14 protein-coding genes and 1 pseudogene are annotated in these 17569 nt (G+C 58.3%); 8 read left to right on the plus strand and 7 right to left on the minus strand.

Annotated elements, in window-relative coordinates:
- Nucleotides 1-6 precede the first annotated feature (6 nt).
- The gene (locus tag BLT55_RS14365) at nt 7-1230 is read right to left on the minus strand and encodes an acetate/propionate family kinase (protein WP_055001419.1); all 1224 of its coding nucleotides are present in this window, start codon (nt 1228-1230) and stop codon (nt 7-9) included.
- A 241-nt stretch (nt 1231-1471) separates the two neighbouring features.
- On the opposite strand from BLT55_RS14365, the gene BLT55_RS14375 reads away from it, so the two are divergent.
- The 7 genes from BLT55_RS14375 (at nt 1472) to BLT55_RS14410 (ending at nt 8797) form a co-directional block, all read left to right on the plus strand.
- Complete coding sequence (locus tag BLT55_RS14375) at nt 1472-2200, plus strand: helix-turn-helix domain-containing protein (RefSeq protein WP_055001420.1); 729 nt, start codon at nt 1472-1474, stop codon at nt 2198-2200.
- Nucleotides 2201-2249: 49 nt separating this feature from the next.
- The gene (locus BLT55_RS14380; RefSeq protein ID WP_055001421.1) at nt 2250-2723 is read left to right on the plus strand and encodes a potassium channel family protein; all 474 of its coding nucleotides are present in this window, start codon (nt 2250-2252) and stop codon (nt 2721-2723) included.
- A 98-nt stretch (nt 2724-2821) separates the two neighbouring features.
- Nucleotides 2822-3469 carry a BON domain-containing protein gene (locus BLT55_RS14385; RefSeq protein WP_055001422.1) on the plus strand — a complete coding sequence of 216 codons (648 nt, stop codon included), beginning with the start codon at nt 2822-2824 and terminating at the stop codon, nt 3467-3469.
- A gap of 105 nt (nt 3470-3574) precedes the next feature.
- Complete coding sequence (locus BLT55_RS14390; RefSeq protein WP_055001423.1) at nt 3575-4144, plus strand: GNAT family N-acetyltransferase; 570 nt, start codon at nt 3575-3577, stop codon at nt 4142-4144.
- A gap of 666 nt (nt 4145-4810) precedes the next feature.
- Nucleotides 4811-6058: a ribonucleotide-diphosphate reductase subunit beta gene (locus tag BLT55_RS14400; RefSeq protein WP_003393710.1), complete on the plus strand. Its 1248-nt coding sequence runs from the start codon at nt 4811-4813 to the stop codon at nt 6056-6058.
- A 120-nt stretch (nt 6059-6178) separates the two neighbouring features.
- A complete protein-coding gene (locus BLT55_RS14405; RefSeq protein ID WP_055001182.1) occupies nt 6179-7603 on the plus strand; it encodes an IS1182-like element ISPsy6 family transposase in 1425 nt (474 codons plus the stop codon).
- A gap of 228 nt (nt 7604-7831) precedes the next feature.
- Nucleotides 7832-8797, plus strand: a complete 966-nt coding sequence (locus BLT55_RS14410) for an SRA domain-containing endonuclease (protein WP_190934545.1) — start codon at nt 7832-7834, stop codon at nt 8795-8797.
- A 31-nt stretch (nt 8798-8828) separates the two neighbouring features.
- Here the strand turns inward: BLT55_RS14410 and BLT55_RS14415 are convergent, their stop codons facing one another.
- The 6 genes and pseudogenes from BLT55_RS14415 to recQ all read right to left on the minus strand — a co-directional run bounded on the left by BLT55_RS14415 (nt 8829) and on the right by recQ (nt 16800).
- Nucleotides 8829-9806, minus strand: a complete 978-nt coding sequence (locus BLT55_RS14415) for an IS5 family transposase (protein ID WP_007247761.1) — start codon at nt 9804-9806, stop codon at nt 8829-8831.
- Between the two features lie 396 nt (nt 9807-10202).
- Nucleotides 10203-11237: a methyl-accepting chemotaxis protein gene (locus tag BLT55_RS14420; RefSeq protein WP_412778955.1), complete on the minus strand. Its 1035-nt coding sequence runs from the start codon at nt 11235-11237 to the stop codon at nt 10203-10205.
- A gap of 249 nt (nt 11238-11486) precedes the next feature.
- A pseudogene (locus BLT55_RS34780) lies at nt 11487-11768 on the minus strand (PAS domain-containing protein); the annotation flags it as partial.
- Between the two features lie 92 nt (nt 11769-11860).
- Complete coding sequence (locus BLT55_RS14425; RefSeq protein WP_055000168.1) at nt 11861-14044, minus strand: motility hub landmark protein FimV; 2184 nt, start codon at nt 14042-14044, stop codon at nt 11861-11863.
- Nucleotides 14045-14139: 95 nt separating this feature from the next.
- Entirely contained in the window at nt 14140-14577 is a 438-nt protein-coding gene (locus BLT55_RS14430; protein ID WP_007251539.1) for a MarR family transcriptional regulator, read from the minus strand.
- 93 nt (nt 14578-14670) lie between these two features.
- Complete coding sequence (gene recQ / locus BLT55_RS14435; RefSeq protein ID WP_055000169.1) at nt 14671-16800, minus strand: DNA helicase RecQ; 2130 nt, start codon at nt 16798-16800, stop codon at nt 14671-14673.
- A gap of 176 nt (nt 16801-16976) precedes the next feature.
- Here recQ and BLT55_RS14440 point away from each other — a divergent pair, with 176 nt between their 5' ends.
- Nucleotides 16977-17564, plus strand: coding sequence for a UPF0149 family protein (locus tag BLT55_RS14440; protein WP_007251541.1), 588 nt, complete (start codon nt 16977-16979; stop codon nt 17562-17564).
- The last annotated feature ends 5 nt before the right edge of the window (nt 17565-17569 follow it).

Here is a 17569-nt window from a genome sequence, read left to right on the forward strand (position 1 = left end):
AAGGGTTCAGGTGCGGTCGTGCAGCAGCCCGAGCGCATGGCGGGCGATGATGGCGTTTTCGTCGGTGGCGATCGTCCAGGCCGAAACAGCGCTGTCGGGGCGCGACAGCCGGGCCGCAGATCGAGGCGGTGTAACCCGGTCGCGCGTGAGACCCAGCCAGGCGCAACCGTCAATAATCGCGTCGCGCACCTCACAAGCGTGCTCACCGATGCCGCCGGTAAAGACCAGCGCATCGATACCGCCCAAGATCGCGGCCAGGCTGCCTATCTCGCGCACCACACTGCGAACGAACAGCGCGATGGCGTCTCGCGCCTCAGGGGCCTGACTGGCAGACAACTCGCGCATGTCACTGGAAATGCCACCGGAAACGCCCAGCAGCCCGCATTCGTGATACAGCAAATGTTCCAGCGCCTGCACACTCATGCCGCATTCGCGCAGCAGATACAGCAGCACGCCCGGGTCCAGGCGACCGGGGCGCGTGCCCATCAGCACGCCGTCCAGGGTACTGAAGCCCATGGTTGTGCCGCGACTGACCCGGTTGTGCATGGCGCACAGACTTGCGCCATTGCCCAGATGAGCAACGATTGTCCGCCCTTGTGCCGCACGCTGATCGTAGTGCGGGAGCACGCTGGCGATGTATTCGTAAGACAAGCCATGAAAGCCATAGCGCCGAACGCCCTGCGCGGTGAGCGCCGCAGGCAGGCCGAAACGGGTTTCGAGCGCGTCCAGCGTGTGGTGAAACGCGGTATCGAAACAGGCGAATTGCACCAGCCCGCCGTGCTCACGGCTCAAATAGGTCATGGGTGCCAGGCACAACGGCTGATGCAAGGGCGCCAGCGGAACCAGCGCCTGCATGTCAGCGATGAGCGCAGCATCGACTCGCTCTGCGACGTGCGTCCGGCTGCCGCCATGAACGACACGGTGCGCGGCGGCGCAGATTTGCCCGCCCGTGTAGCGTTCGATCCAGTCCATCAGGTTGGCGAGCGTGCCGCTGTCTGGCGAGGCCCTGTCTGGCGAGGCATCGTTACGTAGCCACTCCTCACATTTTTGCGCAAGGCTGTCAGTGCTCTGGAAGATCAGCCTTTCGGTGTCCTTGCGCACCTCGAAACTGCCATTGCCCAGGCACTGCGGCCCGGACGCGGTCAGCGCAGCCGCGTTGTACAAAGAGAACTTGATGCTGGAAGAACCGGTATTGAGCACCAGCAGCACGGGCTGCGATTGATCCGTCATGGAGCACTCCGTCGATGGCTTGGGGTTCGCACTGGCGAAACCTGGCTCAATGCAAACAACCGGGGCCAGTCTGAGCGTCGCAATCACGACGGTATTGATCTGGATCAGAAAGCCACGACAGACTCGTCGATCAGCTCACTCAACACTGAAAACAGCATCCGGTCCCGCTCATCCACATTTCAAATGCCTGCTATCACTGCACGCTCGACGCGCCTATGCTGATTTGAACAGGGAGCACGCCATGACCGCCCATTTGGCAGCCATCAACGGTTCGTACCTCAAGGCAGAGTGCTCAAGTTGCAGTGTTCGAGAGCTGTGCCTTTCAGTCGGCATGAGCGTCAACGACACTGATCGCTTGTCCGCAATCATTCCTCAGCCCGTCAAAGTGAAAAAAGGCGCGGCGCTTTATCGCGCCGGCGATCCGTTGCGGTCGTTGTACGCGGTGCGTTTCGGTTTTTTCAAAACGACGATTTCTTCGCAGGACGGGCGCGACCAACTGACCGGCTTTCAGATGTCGGGAGAATTGCTGGGCTGTGACGCAATCAGCAACAACCGCCACGTATGCGACGCCATCGCACTGGAAGACAGCGAAGTGTGCCCTATTCGTTTCACCCATCTGGAACACCTGTCGCGAGAAATGCCCTCACTGCAGCACAACCTCAATCGCGTGCTGAGCAAAGAGATCGTCCGTGACCATCAGATGTTACTGCTGCTGGGCAACCTCAATGCAGAAGAGCGCATGGCCGCCTTCCTGCTCAACCTGTCCGGCCGAATGAGCAGCCGCGGCTATTCGGCGACAGCGTTTGTGTTGCGTATGACCCGCGAAGACATCGCCTCCTACCTTGGGTTACGACTTGAAACGATTTGTCGTGCCATCGCCAACTTGCGCAAACTGCGCATTGTCAGCATTTCCGGCCGTCAGGTAGAGATCCTCGACCTGGACCGCCTGCAAGCGTTGATTCACGGGTGAAGCTCCCGCGCAAAAACCCTGTGAATCCGTCCGGGCGGGATACCCTCCAATGATCGCTGTCACATTGATCAACGCCCTGATCATCACCACAGTGGTCATCGTTCATTACGAATGCCTGCTGCGCCTGAACCAACTGATGCCCAGACTCAACCTCTGGCATCGGTTCAGGATGGTCTTCGGCGTATTGGGCGCGCTGGTCGCCCATGCCATCCAAGTCTGGATATTCGCGCTGGGCTATTACCTGATGAACCGCTCGGACTCGCTGGGTCGTCTCACCGGCAATTTCGACGGCAGCTTCATGGATTCGGTGTACTTCTCGTTCACGACGTTCACCACCATCGGTTTTGGCGACATCACGCCCACTGGCCCGCTCAAATACCTGACTGGACTCGAAGCCCTGACGGGCCTGGTGCTCATCACCTGGACGGCGTCATTCCTGTTTATCGAGATGCAGAAGTACTGGAGCACACACGCCGACCGTTCGGCGGGCGCAGACCGACGGGCATCAAGCAAAAGGCTTTAACTGACAAAACTCAATGTTTGACGTGTTGGAGGGTATTCAATGGTGTGGCTGCGGCACGCCATGAACTGCCGCGCCGTCAATCATCAAGAGGGCTCAGCATGAGCGACCTGACGCTACGCAGAACGATTCTGGACGAGCTTGAGTTTTTGCCCCACATCGACGCTGCCGCGATTGGCGTCACGATTGAAAACGGCGTGGTGGTGCTCAGCGGGCATGTGAAAACCTTCGCCGAAAAAATCGCGGCCGAACGCGCAGTCAAGAGCGTCAAGGGCGTCAGAGCCGTGGCTGAAGAACTCGATGTGCGAGTGCCGAGCGAGCTCTACATTGACGACAGCGTGATCGCGTCGCGTTGCCTGGACCTGATTCACTGGAACAGCGCATCACGCGAGCAGGCCATTCAGATCAAGGTGCAGCGGGGATGGGTCACGCTTGAAGGCGATGTGGAGTGGCAGTACCAGAAAGAAGCCGCCCAAAAAGCCATCAACACCCTCGCTGGCATCGCGGGCCTCGACAACCTGCTGATCGTCAAACCTGAAAGCGTTGCCCTGGACATCAAGACATTGATCGATCAGGCACTGGCGCGAAGTTCGGAACTGGATGCCAGCAAAATTCGCGTCACCGCCGAAGGCAATCAAGTGACGCTTGAAGGCTACGTTCATCGATGGCGTGAACGCAAAGCCGTCGAGCATGCCGCCTGGGCAGTGCCGGGGGTTAAAAACGTCGACAACCATCTGCTCATCAACTGACCGACTGTCTGCCGACCCGGTCAGCGAGCCGATAACAGCGGTGTCGTACATTGACCGGACTAGCTTGCAAAAGGACATTCCTTTCGTACATCCGGAGCTACTCGCATGCCTCACACAGCAGACATCCTCAAACGTTTCGACGAAGAAACTCACGATCTGACCGACGGTTACTGGATCGAGAAATTAGCCGATGGAACCCCGATGCTGATTCGTCAGCTGGCAGATAAAGACCGAGCCAGGGAATTCACTTTTCTCAAGGATCTGGGCGAGGACATGGCGCATTTCCGCTTTCTGGGCTCTTTCAGCGATCAGGCAGAGGTGCACGATCAGCTCATGGACATCGACTCGCGAAATCGTAACGCCTACCTGGCACTGGCCTTCGAAAACGATGCACTGACGGAAATCGGCGTTGCGCGTTACGGCGCCTATGAAGGCGACGTTCATTGCGAGTTCGCCGTTGCAGTTTCCAAAAACTGGCAACGTCGAGGCGTAGCCACTGCGTTGCTGACACGCCTCATGGAAACAGCGACGAAGAAAGGCTTCCGCAAGATATCGTCGATGGACGCTGCCAGAAATGAGGCGATGGACGAACTGGCGAAGAAAATGGGTTTCACCTGCCGTGTGGACGAAGAACATGGACCGCGAGTTTTTCATGAGTACGTTCTGGTGATGTGAACGGTCCTTCCCGCATCCCCCCTTCACAGGTAACAGCGATGCCTGACCGCATCGCTCATAACCATTCGTCGCCTGTCATGGCGGCTTGATTCCCGCACGCAATCGGTCCGTGTTCGTTACAGCCCGCGATTTGCAGGTAACAGAGAACCTTTGACCGCATCACATCCCGAAAGATAACCGCATATCCGGTTGCGCAGCCGATTGCAGCATTTCACGCATCACTATATGCTGCGCTCCAGTTACGAAACAAACACTACATAAGGGATTTACGCCCCGATATCGCGCAGTCATTAAGCCGCTCACCGGTCGGCGACGTTATCGAAAAACAGGCGAAATTCCCGCATCGAAGTCACGCACGCACGCACAAGAGCCGGACAAAATCTGTATAATCCGCGCTCGCTCAAGGGTACTCAAATGACCATTTGCAAAAGCAAACCTGGCTTGTCTGAAAGCAACCTCGAGTTTTCGATCTGCTCGCCTGTGAGGCACAGCCTCGGCAGCACATTCAAAGAGCGACCGGCACACTCATAAGCCGGCCGATCGCAACAACAGACCCCGAGTAAAAAATTCCATTGCCAGCGCACGTTCAGCGCGACGCTGGCAGCCCATACTTTGAAAATCCAACAGGGGTGCCACAGGCAACCCCTCAGGCAGGAGACGTACACCATGCTGAGCTGGGACGAATTCGATAAGGAAGACGGCGAAGTAGTCGCCAAAGCGACCAACGCCGGTCATGCCAACGAAGCCAACATGGACCGCCTCGACAGCGCCGGTGGCTTGGCTGCGCAAGAAGCACGCGCCGTCACCGCCGCCGACTCCGCTGCCCTGATCCGCGCCAAGAAAGCGCTGGACGCACTGGACGTCGCTGAAGGTCTGGCCGAACTCGAAGGCGCCAGCGCCCGCGTCGCCGTTGATGAAAAAATGATGATCAACTGCCGCGCTGACCTCAACCAGCTCGTGCCTTTCAAGTACGACTGGGCCTGGCAGAAATACCTGGACGGTTGCGCAAACCACTGGATGCCGCAAGAAGTCAACATGACCGCCGACATCGCCCTCTGGAAAAACCCGGAAGGCCTGACCGACGACGAGCGCCGCATCGTCATGCGCAACCTCGGCTTCTTCTCCACCGCCGACTCACTGGTTGCCAACAACCTGGTGCTGGCCGTGTACCGCCTGATCACCAACCCGGAATGCCGCCAGTACATCCTGCGCCAGGCCTTCGAAGAAGCGATCCACACCCACGCTTACCAGTACTGCATCGAATCGCTGGCCATGGATGAAGGCGAGATCTTCAACATGTACCACGAGATTCCGTCGGTCGCGAAAAAGGCAGCCTGGGGCCTGAAATACACCCGTTCGATCTCCGATCCGAAGTTCGAAACCGGCACCGTCGACACCGACAAAGAGTTGCTGCGCAACCTGATCGCCTACTACTGCGTATTAGAAGGCATCTTCTTCTACTGCGGCTTCACCCAGATCCTCTCCATGGGCCGCCGCAACAAAATGACCGGCGTCGCCGAGCAGTTCCAGTACATTCTGCGCGACGAATCCATGCACTTGAACTTCGGCATCGACGTGATCAACCAGATCAAAATCGAAAACCCGCACCTGTGGGATGCCGAGATGAAAGAAGAAGCCACGCAAATGATCCTGCAAGGCACCCAGTTGGAAATCGAATACGCCCGCGACACCATGCCCCGCGGCGTATTGGGGATGAACGCGGCGATGATGGAGGACTACCTGAAATTCATCGCAAACCGTCGTTTGAGCCAGATTGGGCTGAAGGAAGAGTATCCTGGGACGACGAATCCGTTTCCTTGGATGAGCGAGATCATGGACTTGAAGAAAGAGAAGAATTTCTTTGAGACTCGGGTTATTGAGTATCAGACGGGTGGGGCGTTGAGCTGGGATTGATTAGCAACCAGCCAGTTCTACACAAAAGAGGTCGCCGAAACAGACTGTGTGAAAACCTAGCAATCTGCGCAGCGCTCAAAGAAAATGCTCCGTATCGAAAGATACAGAGCATTTTTCGTTATGGCCTACATCCAAGGTGAGTCCCGCAGCCAGACCAGCCTATTCCCGGTCTCGCTGGAAGAGTTGATCCCCGAGGATCACCTCGTTCGTGTCATTGACCTGTACGTTGCCAGGCTCGATCTGGTGCAACTGGGCTTCGATAAAGCGATTCCAAAAAGCACGGGGCGCCCTGCTTATGATCCCGCCGATCAGCTAAAACTCTACCTCTACGGCTATTTTCAGCGGATTCGCTCATCGCGACGTCTTGAAGCCGAGTGTCAGCGCAACATCGAAGTGATGTGGCTGATCAACCGGCTCAAGCCCGACTTCAAGACCATCGCCGATTTTCGCAAGAACAATAAACCCGCCTTCATCGCGACCTGCCGTGCTTTCGTTCGGTTTTGTCGCACGGCAGGCTTGATCGCCGGTGAGTTGGTGGCCATCGACGGCAGCAAGTTTCAGGCGGTCGCATCCTCACGGCGTCATGTGAATTTGAAGCAGCTCAAGCGCCAGGAAGAAAAACTGGATAAGCGCATCGCTCAGTATCTGGCCGAGCTGGATGAGGCCGACAAGGCTGAAACCACAGATTCAATTGATCGCAGCGCAATCAAGGTAGCCCTGGCACAGCTTGAGGCTCGACAACAGGATAATCAGAGTTGCCAGGCACTGATGCGTTCGATGGGCATCGAGCAGTTCAACACCCATGAAAGCGATGCCCGAATGATGCGCACGGCCAAAGGGCCACGTGTGGCCTACAACGTGCAAACCGTCGTGGACGCCGAGCATTGCCTGATTTTGCATCATGAGGTCACCCAAGATGGCGATGACCGAAAGCAACTGGAGCCGATGGCCAAGGCCGCCAAAGCAGAGTTACAGCAAGATGATCTGACGGTCACTGCCGATGCCGGCTACTCCAATGGCAAGCAGTTTCAGGCCTGCGAGGATGCTTCGATTACGGCCTATGTACCGCCCAATCGTTCGAAAAACCCTGGCAGTCAGGAAGAGCAGCTCTTTGAGCGAAAAGACTTTATCTATGAGACCGGACACGATCGTTTCCAGTGTCCGGCAGGCAAATGGTTAACGCTAAAACAGCACAACAAAGGTGATCGGATCTATCAGGCTGAGGTCGATGACTGCGCCAACTGCGCGCTGAAAACGCAATGCACTCGAGCCCGGCGCCGTTATGTCTCACGACATGCCCATGAAGAGGCTTTCGAGCGGATGGAGCAAAGAATGCAGGCGCATCCTGAGATGATGGCCAACCGAAGATCCATCGTTGAGCACCCCTTCGGCAACCTCAAGCAATGGCTATTTGGTAATGGCCGTTTCTTGCTGCGACAACTGGAGGGTACAAAAGCTGAAATGGCCTTGGCGGTGAATGCCTATAACCTGAAACGAGCGATTAAAGTGCTCGGTGTGCGCCATCTGATGGCTTTGATGGGCTGAGCGGACATTTTTTTCGTCTGCTGCCAATACAAAAAAAACGCCCCGAACAAGTCGGGGCGTTTGCTTGGGCCTTCATCAGTGTGTTTTCACACAGTCTGGAAAGGCGGCCTTTTTTATGTGATGCGGAAAGGCATCTGAGAAATTTCTGACCTCAGCAATCGTATCGGTAGCCAAGACGCTGACCAATTTCGTACAGTTGTAGGAGATTTTTCCTACAAGGACGACGAAATGGCTATTCCGGCGGTTGAACAAAAAGCTATCAATCAGGCACTAAAAAAATTCGATAATGAGTTCAGAAAGCAGCCTGAGTGGACTGCATGGGAATCGAATAGATCACATAAATTTGCTATCCGCGTTGATGGTCAGCTGTACCCCGCAAAAAAAATCGTGTCACTCGCGACTGGCATTGCCGTTCATGACTTTACCGGTGGCAGGCCGACAAATGGATATCTTCGCGCCCGAGGGTTCGAGATAGTCGATCTTCGAAAAGCGCCGAGACTCGAATTCATAAAGGGAGAAATATATGACCGTAGATCTGAGATCCACGCTCCTTTTGGTGGAAGTTTTCAGAGCGGGATAGCACCATCAGATAAAGCTCCCGCAGTATTTTTATTTACTGGTTCGTCAGGTGAACAATACGGGTATCGGGATGAAATAGACGCTCGCGGTGTTTACTCATATACAGGCGAGGGGCAGACCGGCGATATGACTCTAACTCGAGGAAATTTGGCTATTCAAACACATGCAGAAACCGGTCGATCACTGCATCTTTTCAAGGCACTTGATAAGAGTAAGGGACAACAATACATCGGTGAGTTTGCATGTGCGGAGATTTCGTGGACCGACGGCCTAGATCAAAAAGGAAACATCAGAAAAATTGTCATATTCCACCTAGTTCCTGCCGCAGATCTATTAGCCCATGAGGAAAGTCCAGGTGAGAATTCGGAAACTGATCACCGCGAATTAAACACTAATGTACTGCGCAACCGTGCGTATGAAGCAGCAATTGCATCGGCTAGCAAAAGCAATATAACAGCCGTTCGCACAGTATATGCTAGAAGCCAAACTGTGAAAGACTATGGAGACGCTGAACAATTAACCCGTTCGCACCGTCCCCATTTCCAAGCCGGTTTTTTTCAACCTGCCGGCCTTATTTTACGTTTCTCGAGCAGATTTCTGCCCTCATTTTGCTGAAAGGCGGGCCAGTCCCGCCTTTCAGACGGATTTATCCTGCCGTCTGTTGTAAATACCGCTTGGCCAGCATCAGATTGGCCAACCCAAACAAACTGAACAACTGCGCTGTATTCTTTTCCAGCCCACGGTAGCGAACCTTGCGATGATTGAAGCGCACCTTGATTACCTGGAAGGGGTGCTCGACCTTGGCACGCAGTTGCGCCTTGGCATATTCAATTTTGCGCTTGACCCGATACAGCACGCTGCCTTCGCCGTGCTGCTTGTAACTGCTTGGCCGTTCTGCAATCGACCAGATAACGTCCCGTTCAGCATGCTCCGGTCGCTTGGCCGCACCGGTGTATCCAGCGTCACCCGAAACATAGGTTTCGTCACCGTGAAGCAACTGGCCAACCTGGGTGACATCCGCCACGTTAGCGGCCGTCCCTACTACGCTGTGCACCAGCCCCGACGTGGCGTCTACACCAATGTGGGCCTTCATCCCAAAGTGCCATTGATTGCCTTTCCTGGCCTGATGCATCTCAGGATCACGCTTGCCTTCTCGGTTCTTGACCGAGGGCGGCGCGGCGATCAGAGTAGCGTCGACGATAGTGCCTTCCTTGAGCAGCAGCCCCCGGCTGGCCAGATGCTGGTTAATCGTTTCAAACAGCAGCCGGGTTAGCTGATGGACTTCCAGCAAGCGGCGAAAACGCAGCAAGGTGGTGGCATCCGGTGCAGACTCGCGACCCAGGTCGATACCCATAAAACCGCGGATGGCCTGGCTGTCGTAGACGGCATCTTCGCAACCTTCATCGGAGAAACCGAAACACTGCTGCACGACGTACATGCGCAACATGCGCGACACCCCTATCGCAGGGCGTCCGCGCTTGCCTGCGGTGTTGCTATAAAACGGCGCCACTTGCGCCTCCAGCAGGGCCCAGGGCACCAACTGTTCAAGGTCAGCCAGGAAGCGATCTCGGCGAGTCTGCTTTTTCTTGCCGGTATATTCGAGTTCGGAGAAGGTCTTCTGCACGCGCGTAACGCTCACGGAGAGGGAGGCTGTTGAAGGAACTTAGTGTGCCAAGGGTGGGGACAGTTGGCTATTTTTGCAGCGCCTCCTTAGGTTCATTAATTATCCGGAGAGGTGAAAGTTGTCCGACAATAATGGATAACGATTGAATGGAGGCAGTAACGAAGAGTGACGCGGAGCGTCATGAACTGCATGCCCACGCGGAGCGATGGGCACGATAGGGGTTGGGGGTTGTGATCAGATTACGGTTTTGCTGCCGGTTCCCGGCAGTTCGCGGACAAGCGAAGCGTCGCCCGGTCCGCTCCCACATAAGCGAAGCGCCGCCCGGTCCGCTCCCACATAAGCGAAGCGCCGCCCGGTCCGCTCTCACTCGCGCTCTGCGGGCAAAAGCCCCGGAGTCTACCGGCTGAACCGTTCCGCCAGGCTGTGCAGGTACTGCGCCATTTCTTCCAGTTCGGTGCTGATCTGTGAGCCTTGTTGCGCCTGGGCGGCGCTTTGGTCGCAGAGTTGGGCGATGCGGGTGATTTGCTGGCTGATGTTTTCCGCAACGTGGCTTTGTTCTTCGGACGCTGAAGCCATTTGCTGGCTCATGCCGGTGATGCGGCTCACGGCCTGGCTGATGCCGTCCAGCGCCTTTTGCACCGCTTCGACGCTGGCGACGCTTTCCAGAGAAATCTGCTCGCCTTTGTTGGCCGTCAGCACAGCCCGGTTGGCGTTGTCGCGCAGGGAGGTGATGATCTGCTGAATCTGCTCGGTCGAGGACTGCGTGCGTGACGCCAGCGAACGCACTTCATCGGCCACTACCGCAAAACCACGCCCCTGCTCACCCGCGCGCGCCGCTTCAATGGCCGCATTGAGCGCCAGCAGGTTGGTTTGCTGAGCGATGGCGTTGATCACGTCCACCACACTGACAATCGACTGCGTCGCGTCAGCCAGCTCGCCCACGGCGCTGCCGATGTCGGTGACCGAATTGGCCATGTGACGAATCGCCAGCAGGCTCTCATCGGCCAGGCCGCGTCCCTGTTGCGCCAGCTTGTCGGCTTCCTCGGCAGCATGGGCGGTGTTCTGTACGTTGTGGGTCACTTCCTGAATGGTTGCGGCCATCTGGTTGATCGCCGTCGCCGATTGATCGGCTTCGCTGCGCTGCTGATCCAGCGACTCTGCCTGACGCAGCGACAGTTGCGCCGATCGCCCGGCATGCTGACGAACGCTTTCGCCGGTGTCGGCCAGTCGCGTCAATGCGGTCTGCAAACGCGCTTCTTCACTGAGCATGGCCAGATCGAGTTGCGCCTGCGGGCCACGGTTGTCGCTGTAAGTCAGCGCGACCAGCGCACTGGTGAACGCTTTGGGATGTTCTGCAAGCGTGTTGCTGATACTGCTGCGCTGGCGCATTTCCAGGAAACCGCCCAAGGCAACCATCACGATCGGAATCATGATGATCGAAGGCAGATCGTCCAGCAGGTAGACGCCGGCAGCGAGCGCCAGGGCGCAGAGGATCATCGGCAGCTGACGAACCAGATGGTAAGCCGCCGTGCTGGTCGCAGACACGGCCGGTTTGCCCGCACGCAGTCGCGCATACAAGGCTTCGGCGCGACGTACCTGATCGCGGGTCGGCAGCGAACGCACGGACTCGTAACCGACGATTCGGCCATTTTCGTACACAGCTGTAACGTAAGCGCTGACCCAGTAATAATCGCCCTGCTTGGAGCGGTTCTTGACCACGCCCATCCAGGGTTTGCCCTGTTTGATGGTTTCCCACATGTGCGCAAACACTGACGCGGGCATGTCCGGGTGGCGCACCAGGTTATGCGGCTGCCCGACCAGCTCTTCACGGGTAAAACCGCTCAGAGTGACGAAGGCGTCGTTGCAATAGGTAATGTGACTGTTGAGATCGGTGGTGGAAATCAGCCGTTCAGATGCCGGAAACGTTCGCTCAGTCTGGGTAATGGGCATATTGACGCGCATGAAAATTCACTCCTTGAAATACTCGATATTCCATGCCGGCCCTGCGCAATGGGCAAGACCGGTTTCGACACATTCTCAGCAGAACGTTGCGTTCAACTAATCCGCGCCAACAATTCCCGCGCCATGCGGCGATGCTCTTCGTCGGACTCGTCAATGACCTGCTGCAGGAGTTCTCGGGCCGACTCGACCTGCCCGTCTTCAATCAGTACCTGGGCCTGATTGATCTGACTCAAGGGCGGCTCTTCAAGATCGAGCAGGTCGAAATCCGAGTCATCGTTCATAAAGCTGTCGAGGAACTCGTCGCTCAGGTCATCGACCGCCGACGGGGCGACGACTTCAATAGGCTCTACAGCATCGGGCTCGGCGAAGTCGCTGAGGAACTGCTCATCAGACAGCTCGAAAACCTCCGGCAGCCGGGTCAGGTCCGAAGAGAAACCGGGGTCCACTTCAACGGGCGGGGTCTCGACTGCAGGTTTGCTGCGCGGCGGCGGGCTGTCGAATGGATCGACCAGATCCCAGTCAGCGTCCATCGACAGGTCATCGAGGTTCAACTGGAACTCATCGGCGTGCTGCGGGTTCAGGGCGGCGGCGGTGGTCTCGTCGAGCTGCGCGACCGGCTCGGGCTGAAGGTCGGCCTGCAAGACATCGTCGGCCTTATCGATGGACAGCGTGCTGGCAGCAGCGACCGCCGCTAGCGGAATGCTCGCAGCAGGCGCGGCTGAAGGCGCGATGTCGGCAGCCTTGAGCTGCGGGAAGCGATCGCGGATGTCCTGAATGGTCTGCGGATCGACACCGTGTTCCAGCGCCGAACGCTCCTCACGGACAAACCCGACGCCATCACCCTGCTCTGCCAACAACTCCAGCAGCCTGACCCGAATGTCGTCCCGCTTCGGCTGCTTCTCGAGCGCGCTGCGCAAAATGCCCATCGCCTCGCTGAAACGCCCGTAGGCGATGTAGATGCTGACGCCGTCCAGCGCATCCGGAACCGCACCGGCCGCACGTTGCGGCGTCGCGGTTCTTGTCGCTGCGGGCGGAGATGACGGCTGCGGCGGCGCGACGGCAGGCACTTCGAAAACCGGGAGCATGGCGGCCTGCGCAGGTTTGATCAACGGCTCGTCCGGCGTCGCCGCCGAGGTCGCAGCCAGTTTGCGCTGACGACGCTTCGAATAGACCAGCGCCAGCAGCAGCGCCACGATCAATAAAGCCGCGAGCAGAATCGGCACGCTGATAAACGGTTCGCTCGATGCCGTAGCGACCGGCGTCTGCACGGATGCAACAGGCACGGCTGGCGGATTGACCGGGGTGGCAGCAGGTCGCGCGGCGGACTGCGCCAGCGCCAGGTCGCTGCGCAGCGCGATGATCTGCTTGTCCTTGCCGCTCATCTGCTCTTGCAGGTCCTGAGTCTGGGCTTTGAGGGCTTCCAGCGACTGGGTCAGCTGCTGGTTTTCAATCGCAGCGGTCGATAGCTGATCGGCCGTGCGCTGCAATTCGGCAGGCGGCGTTGGCGCGGCAGCAGGCGCAACGGGATTGCTAGCCGTGGGCATGACCGCCGAGTCCGGCAGCAACAGGTCCTGACCCACTTTAAGCCCGCTGCTCGCGCCACCGGCGAACGCCTGCGGGTTGAGCAAGCGGATACCCTCGGCCAACTGACTCGCAGAGACCTTGTTGCCCGGGCCTTGCAGCCGGCTGGCAATGCCATTCAGCGTATCGCCGCTGACCACTGTGTAATGCTTGCCTTGCACCGCTGCGGGCGGCGCCACCGGCATGCGGCTTTCCGGAGCCGAGCTGGCCGAGCGCGGCTGATTGCGGCTGCGCGTGGCGGCCAGGCCCTGGGGCGAAGTGGCAGGGTCGAGCAGCACGGTGTATTCGTGCAGCAAGTCGCCATTCGGGCACGCCAGTTGCACGAGGAAGCTCAGATAGGGTTCGGTCACCGGCTTGCTGGAAACCACCCGGATGACACCGCGATCACCCCGCAGCACTGGCGTGAAGCGCAGATCGTTGAGGAAGAACACCCGCTCGATGCCGGCTTTGGCGAAGGCCTCGGGCGAAGCGAGCCTGGCGACGATGTCTTCGCTGCTCAGGCCACCGGTCTCCAGCAGCTCGATCTCGGCATTGAGCGGCTGGTTGAGTGCCGAATGCAGGCTGATTTCGCCCAGCCCCAACGCAGACGCCAACGTGGAACAGCTCAGCAGCGAGATCGCCAGCACGCTCTTGCGCACTACGTTGCGCGCCGTGCGGCCTGCACCTTCGACAGCAGCCAGGGAATTCTTGAGCATGCGAACCCTTATGGAAACCACTGCAGGCTTCTCACGTAATCAGATGGACTTCAGTATCCGTCGCCAGAGTATGGTTGAGAACTCGCTGCTTCGTCTCAGGATCTTTCCAGATTGGCCAGAATCTGTGAATGCACACGCATGCTGACAAGCAGGTCTTCCTCGCTCACCCCCTCGAACAACTCTTTGCGCAACACATTGGCGATGGTTTCGATCTTTTCGATCAAGGGCAGCGCCGTGTCGCACAACAGGATTTTCTTGGCGCGCCGATCTTCGGCCACCGCCACACGCTGCACCAGCCCTTGAGCTTCAAGGCTGTCGAGCAGCCGGGCCAGGGTCGGCCCTTCAACGCCGACGCTTTGCGCCAATTCGCGCTGGGTAGGCGGTTCGCTGAAGAAGCGTGCAAGGTGCAGAAGAACCAGCCAGCGCGCCTGCGACAGGCCCAGGCCGGCCAGTCGACGGTCCAGCTCGGCGCGCCAGCCGCGAGTCAGGTGTCCGAGTTGCATCCCGAAACGATGGTCTTCAGTCAATGGCATAAGGAAACTCATGATAAAAACTAATTATTAGCGAGCTAAGCATGGTCCTTATGATCAGGCAAGCAGGAAGCGGTGACGATTCGTCGCACGCCGTTATACCTCAAACTCCGATTGCAGCGCCGCACGCACGCAATACAGCACGCCTTCCGGGACCCGTCCGGCAAATTGCTCGGCAATCGCCGAGACCGGCGGCAGCTCGCCTTCGCCGTCGAGAAAGGCATCCTGCACCTCACCCAACAGGTCTTCCGGCAGATCGAGCGCCTGCTCGATGGACAATTGCTGCTTGCCGATGGCCTCGGCCAGCAGGGTGTAGACATTCTTCTCCGAGCACTGCAATTGCCCGGCGATCTGCGTCGGGGTCATGCCCGCACGCGCCAGGCTGATCAGTTCGTGGCGAATGTCGGCAACCACTCGCGGCGCCTCGGCCTTGCCGCTGAGCACTTCGAGGAAAGCCTCGCCGTAGCGGTCCAGCTTACGTGCGCCGACACCACTGACTTTGGCCATCTCGGCCATCGAACCCGGTTTGCTGCGCAGCATTTCCAGCAGGGTCGAGTCGGGGAAAATGACATACGGCGGAACGCCATGCTCTTCGGCCAGTTTGCGCCGCAGGGTGCGCAGCGCTTCCCATTGCTCGCGCTCTTCGCCACGCACCAGTTGACTGGCCGGGCTGCCGGAGCTGCTTCGCGAGGTGGTTTGTGGCTTGAGATCACGGCGCAGTTCCAGAGACACCTCACCGCGCAGCAACGGCCGACAGGTGTCGCTCAGGCGCAGGCCGCCGTAGCCTTCAAGATCGATGTCTGCCAGCCCGCGCGCCACCAGTTGGCGGAACAGCGAGCGCCATTCAGCTTCGCTGCGCGCCTTGCCGACGCCGAACACGGACAAGTGCTGATGACCGAAGCTTTCTACTTTATCGTTGGACTTGCCGAGCAGCACATCCACCAGATGCCCGACGCCGTAGCGCTGGCCGGTGCGGTAGATGGCCGAGAGCGCCTGACGCGCAGGCTCGGTAGCGTCCCAGGTCTGCACGCCATCGACGCAGTTATCGCAATGGCCGCACGGGTTGGGCATGTCTTCGTCGAAATAGGCCAGCAAGGTCTGACGCCGGCAGCGGGTTTCTTCACACAGCGCCAGCATGGCATCGAGCTTGTGCTGCTCCAGACGCTTGTGGCGCTCGTCGCCCTCAGAGTTCTGCAACATCTGCTTGAGCATCAGCACGTCTTGCAGGCCGTAGGCCATCCACGCATCGGCCGGCAGACCGTCGCGCCCTGCCCGCCCGGTTTCCTGATAGTAGGCTTCCAGGGATTTGGGCAGGTCCATGTGCGCCACAAAACGCACGTTGGGTTTGTCGATGCCCATGCCGAACGCGATGGTTGCTACCATGATCAGGCCTTCCTCATTAAGGAAGCGCTTCTGATTGGCGGCGCGGGTTTCCGATGGCAAACCGGCGTGGTACGGCAACGCCGGGTAACCGTTGTCGCTGAGAAACACCGCCACTTCGTCGACTTTCTTGCGTGACAGGCAATAGACGATACCGGCGTCGCTACGCCGCTCGGAGAGAAACGCCAGCAGCTGTTTGCGCGGCTGCTCCTTGGGCACGATGCGGTAAAAGATGTTCGGCCGGTCGAAGCTGGACAGAAAGCGTTCGGCGTTTTGCAGATGCAGGCGGGTGACGATTTCTTCCCGGGTGCGCTTGTCGGCGGTGGCGGTCAACGCGATGCGCGGCACATCCGGAAACAGTTCAGCCAGTTGCCCCAGTTGCAGGTATTCCGGGCGGAAGTCATGCCCCCATTGCGACACGCAGTGCGCTTCGTCGATGGCGAACAGGGCAATTTTCAGGTTCTGCAGAAATGACAGCATGCGCGGCTGGACCAGCCGCTCGGGGGCGAGGTAGAGCATTTTCACTTCGCCCAGACGAATCCGGTTAGCCAGCTCGCGCTGCTGTTCGGCGTTAAGGGTCGAGTTGAGGGCCGCCGCGGAGACGCCCAGCTCATCCAGCGTGGCAACCTGATCGTCCATCAGCGCGATGAGCGGCGACACGACCACGCACAGGCCGTCACGCAACAGACCCGGCACCTGGAAACACAAGGATTTGCCGCCGCCGGTAGGCATCAGCACCAGTGCATCGCCGCCGTTGGCTACACGCTCAATAATGGCACCCTGGCGACCACGAAAGCTGTCGTAGCCGAAGATGTCTTTAAGTACGCGTTGTGCCTGCTCAAGCATAAAAACCCCGGAATATCCTGCTGCACTGCAAAACGCAGGAGTATACCCGAGCGCTCGGGGGCAATGGATGAAGGAGACATGAGTGGTCGAAATTAACTGCAATTGACCTGCGCGCTGGCGCCTCGGACGCTCAGGGCCTAGAATTCAGCATCGTTTATTTCCAAGGTAGTGCCTCCATGTCCTTCGCTGAGCAATTGACCCGCCTGCAAGTCTTCCTCGATGCAGATGAACTGCACGATGAAGCACTGGACTACGTGGCCGCGCATGGCTATCTGACCGCCCTGTCCATCTGCTCCGAAGAAGTACCGGAACGTGAATGGATAGACGCCCTGTTCTCCGAACCTCCGCATTACGCCAGCGACGAGCAGCAGATAGAAGTCGAAGCGACACTGGTTGCACTGAAGGCGCACATTGCCCGCCAGCTGGCGTCGGACGAAGAGTTCGACCTGCCCTGCGAGCTGGACCTGGGCGACGACCCGGATGATTCGGACCTGCGTGGCTGGTGCATCGGTTTCATGGAAGGCGTGTTCTTGCGTGAAAATGCCTGGTTCGAAAGTGCCGAGGAAGAAGTCAGCGAGATGCTGTTGCCGATCATGGTCGGTTCGGGCCTGTTCGACGAGCAGCCGGAGTTTGCTGACATCGCTCAGGACGCCAACCTGATGGACGACATGATCGTGCAGATCCCCGAGGCGCTGACCGCGCTGTACCTGCTGTGCCAGGCGCCGGACGAAAAGCCGGCGATTCTCAAACCCCGTCACCACTGAGTCGG

It is taken from the genome of Pseudomonas cannabina, assembly GCF_900100365.1.
In the GTDB taxonomy this organism is placed as follows: Bacteria; Pseudomonadota; Gammaproteobacteria; order Pseudomonadales; family Pseudomonadaceae; genus Aquipseudomonas; species Aquipseudomonas cannabina.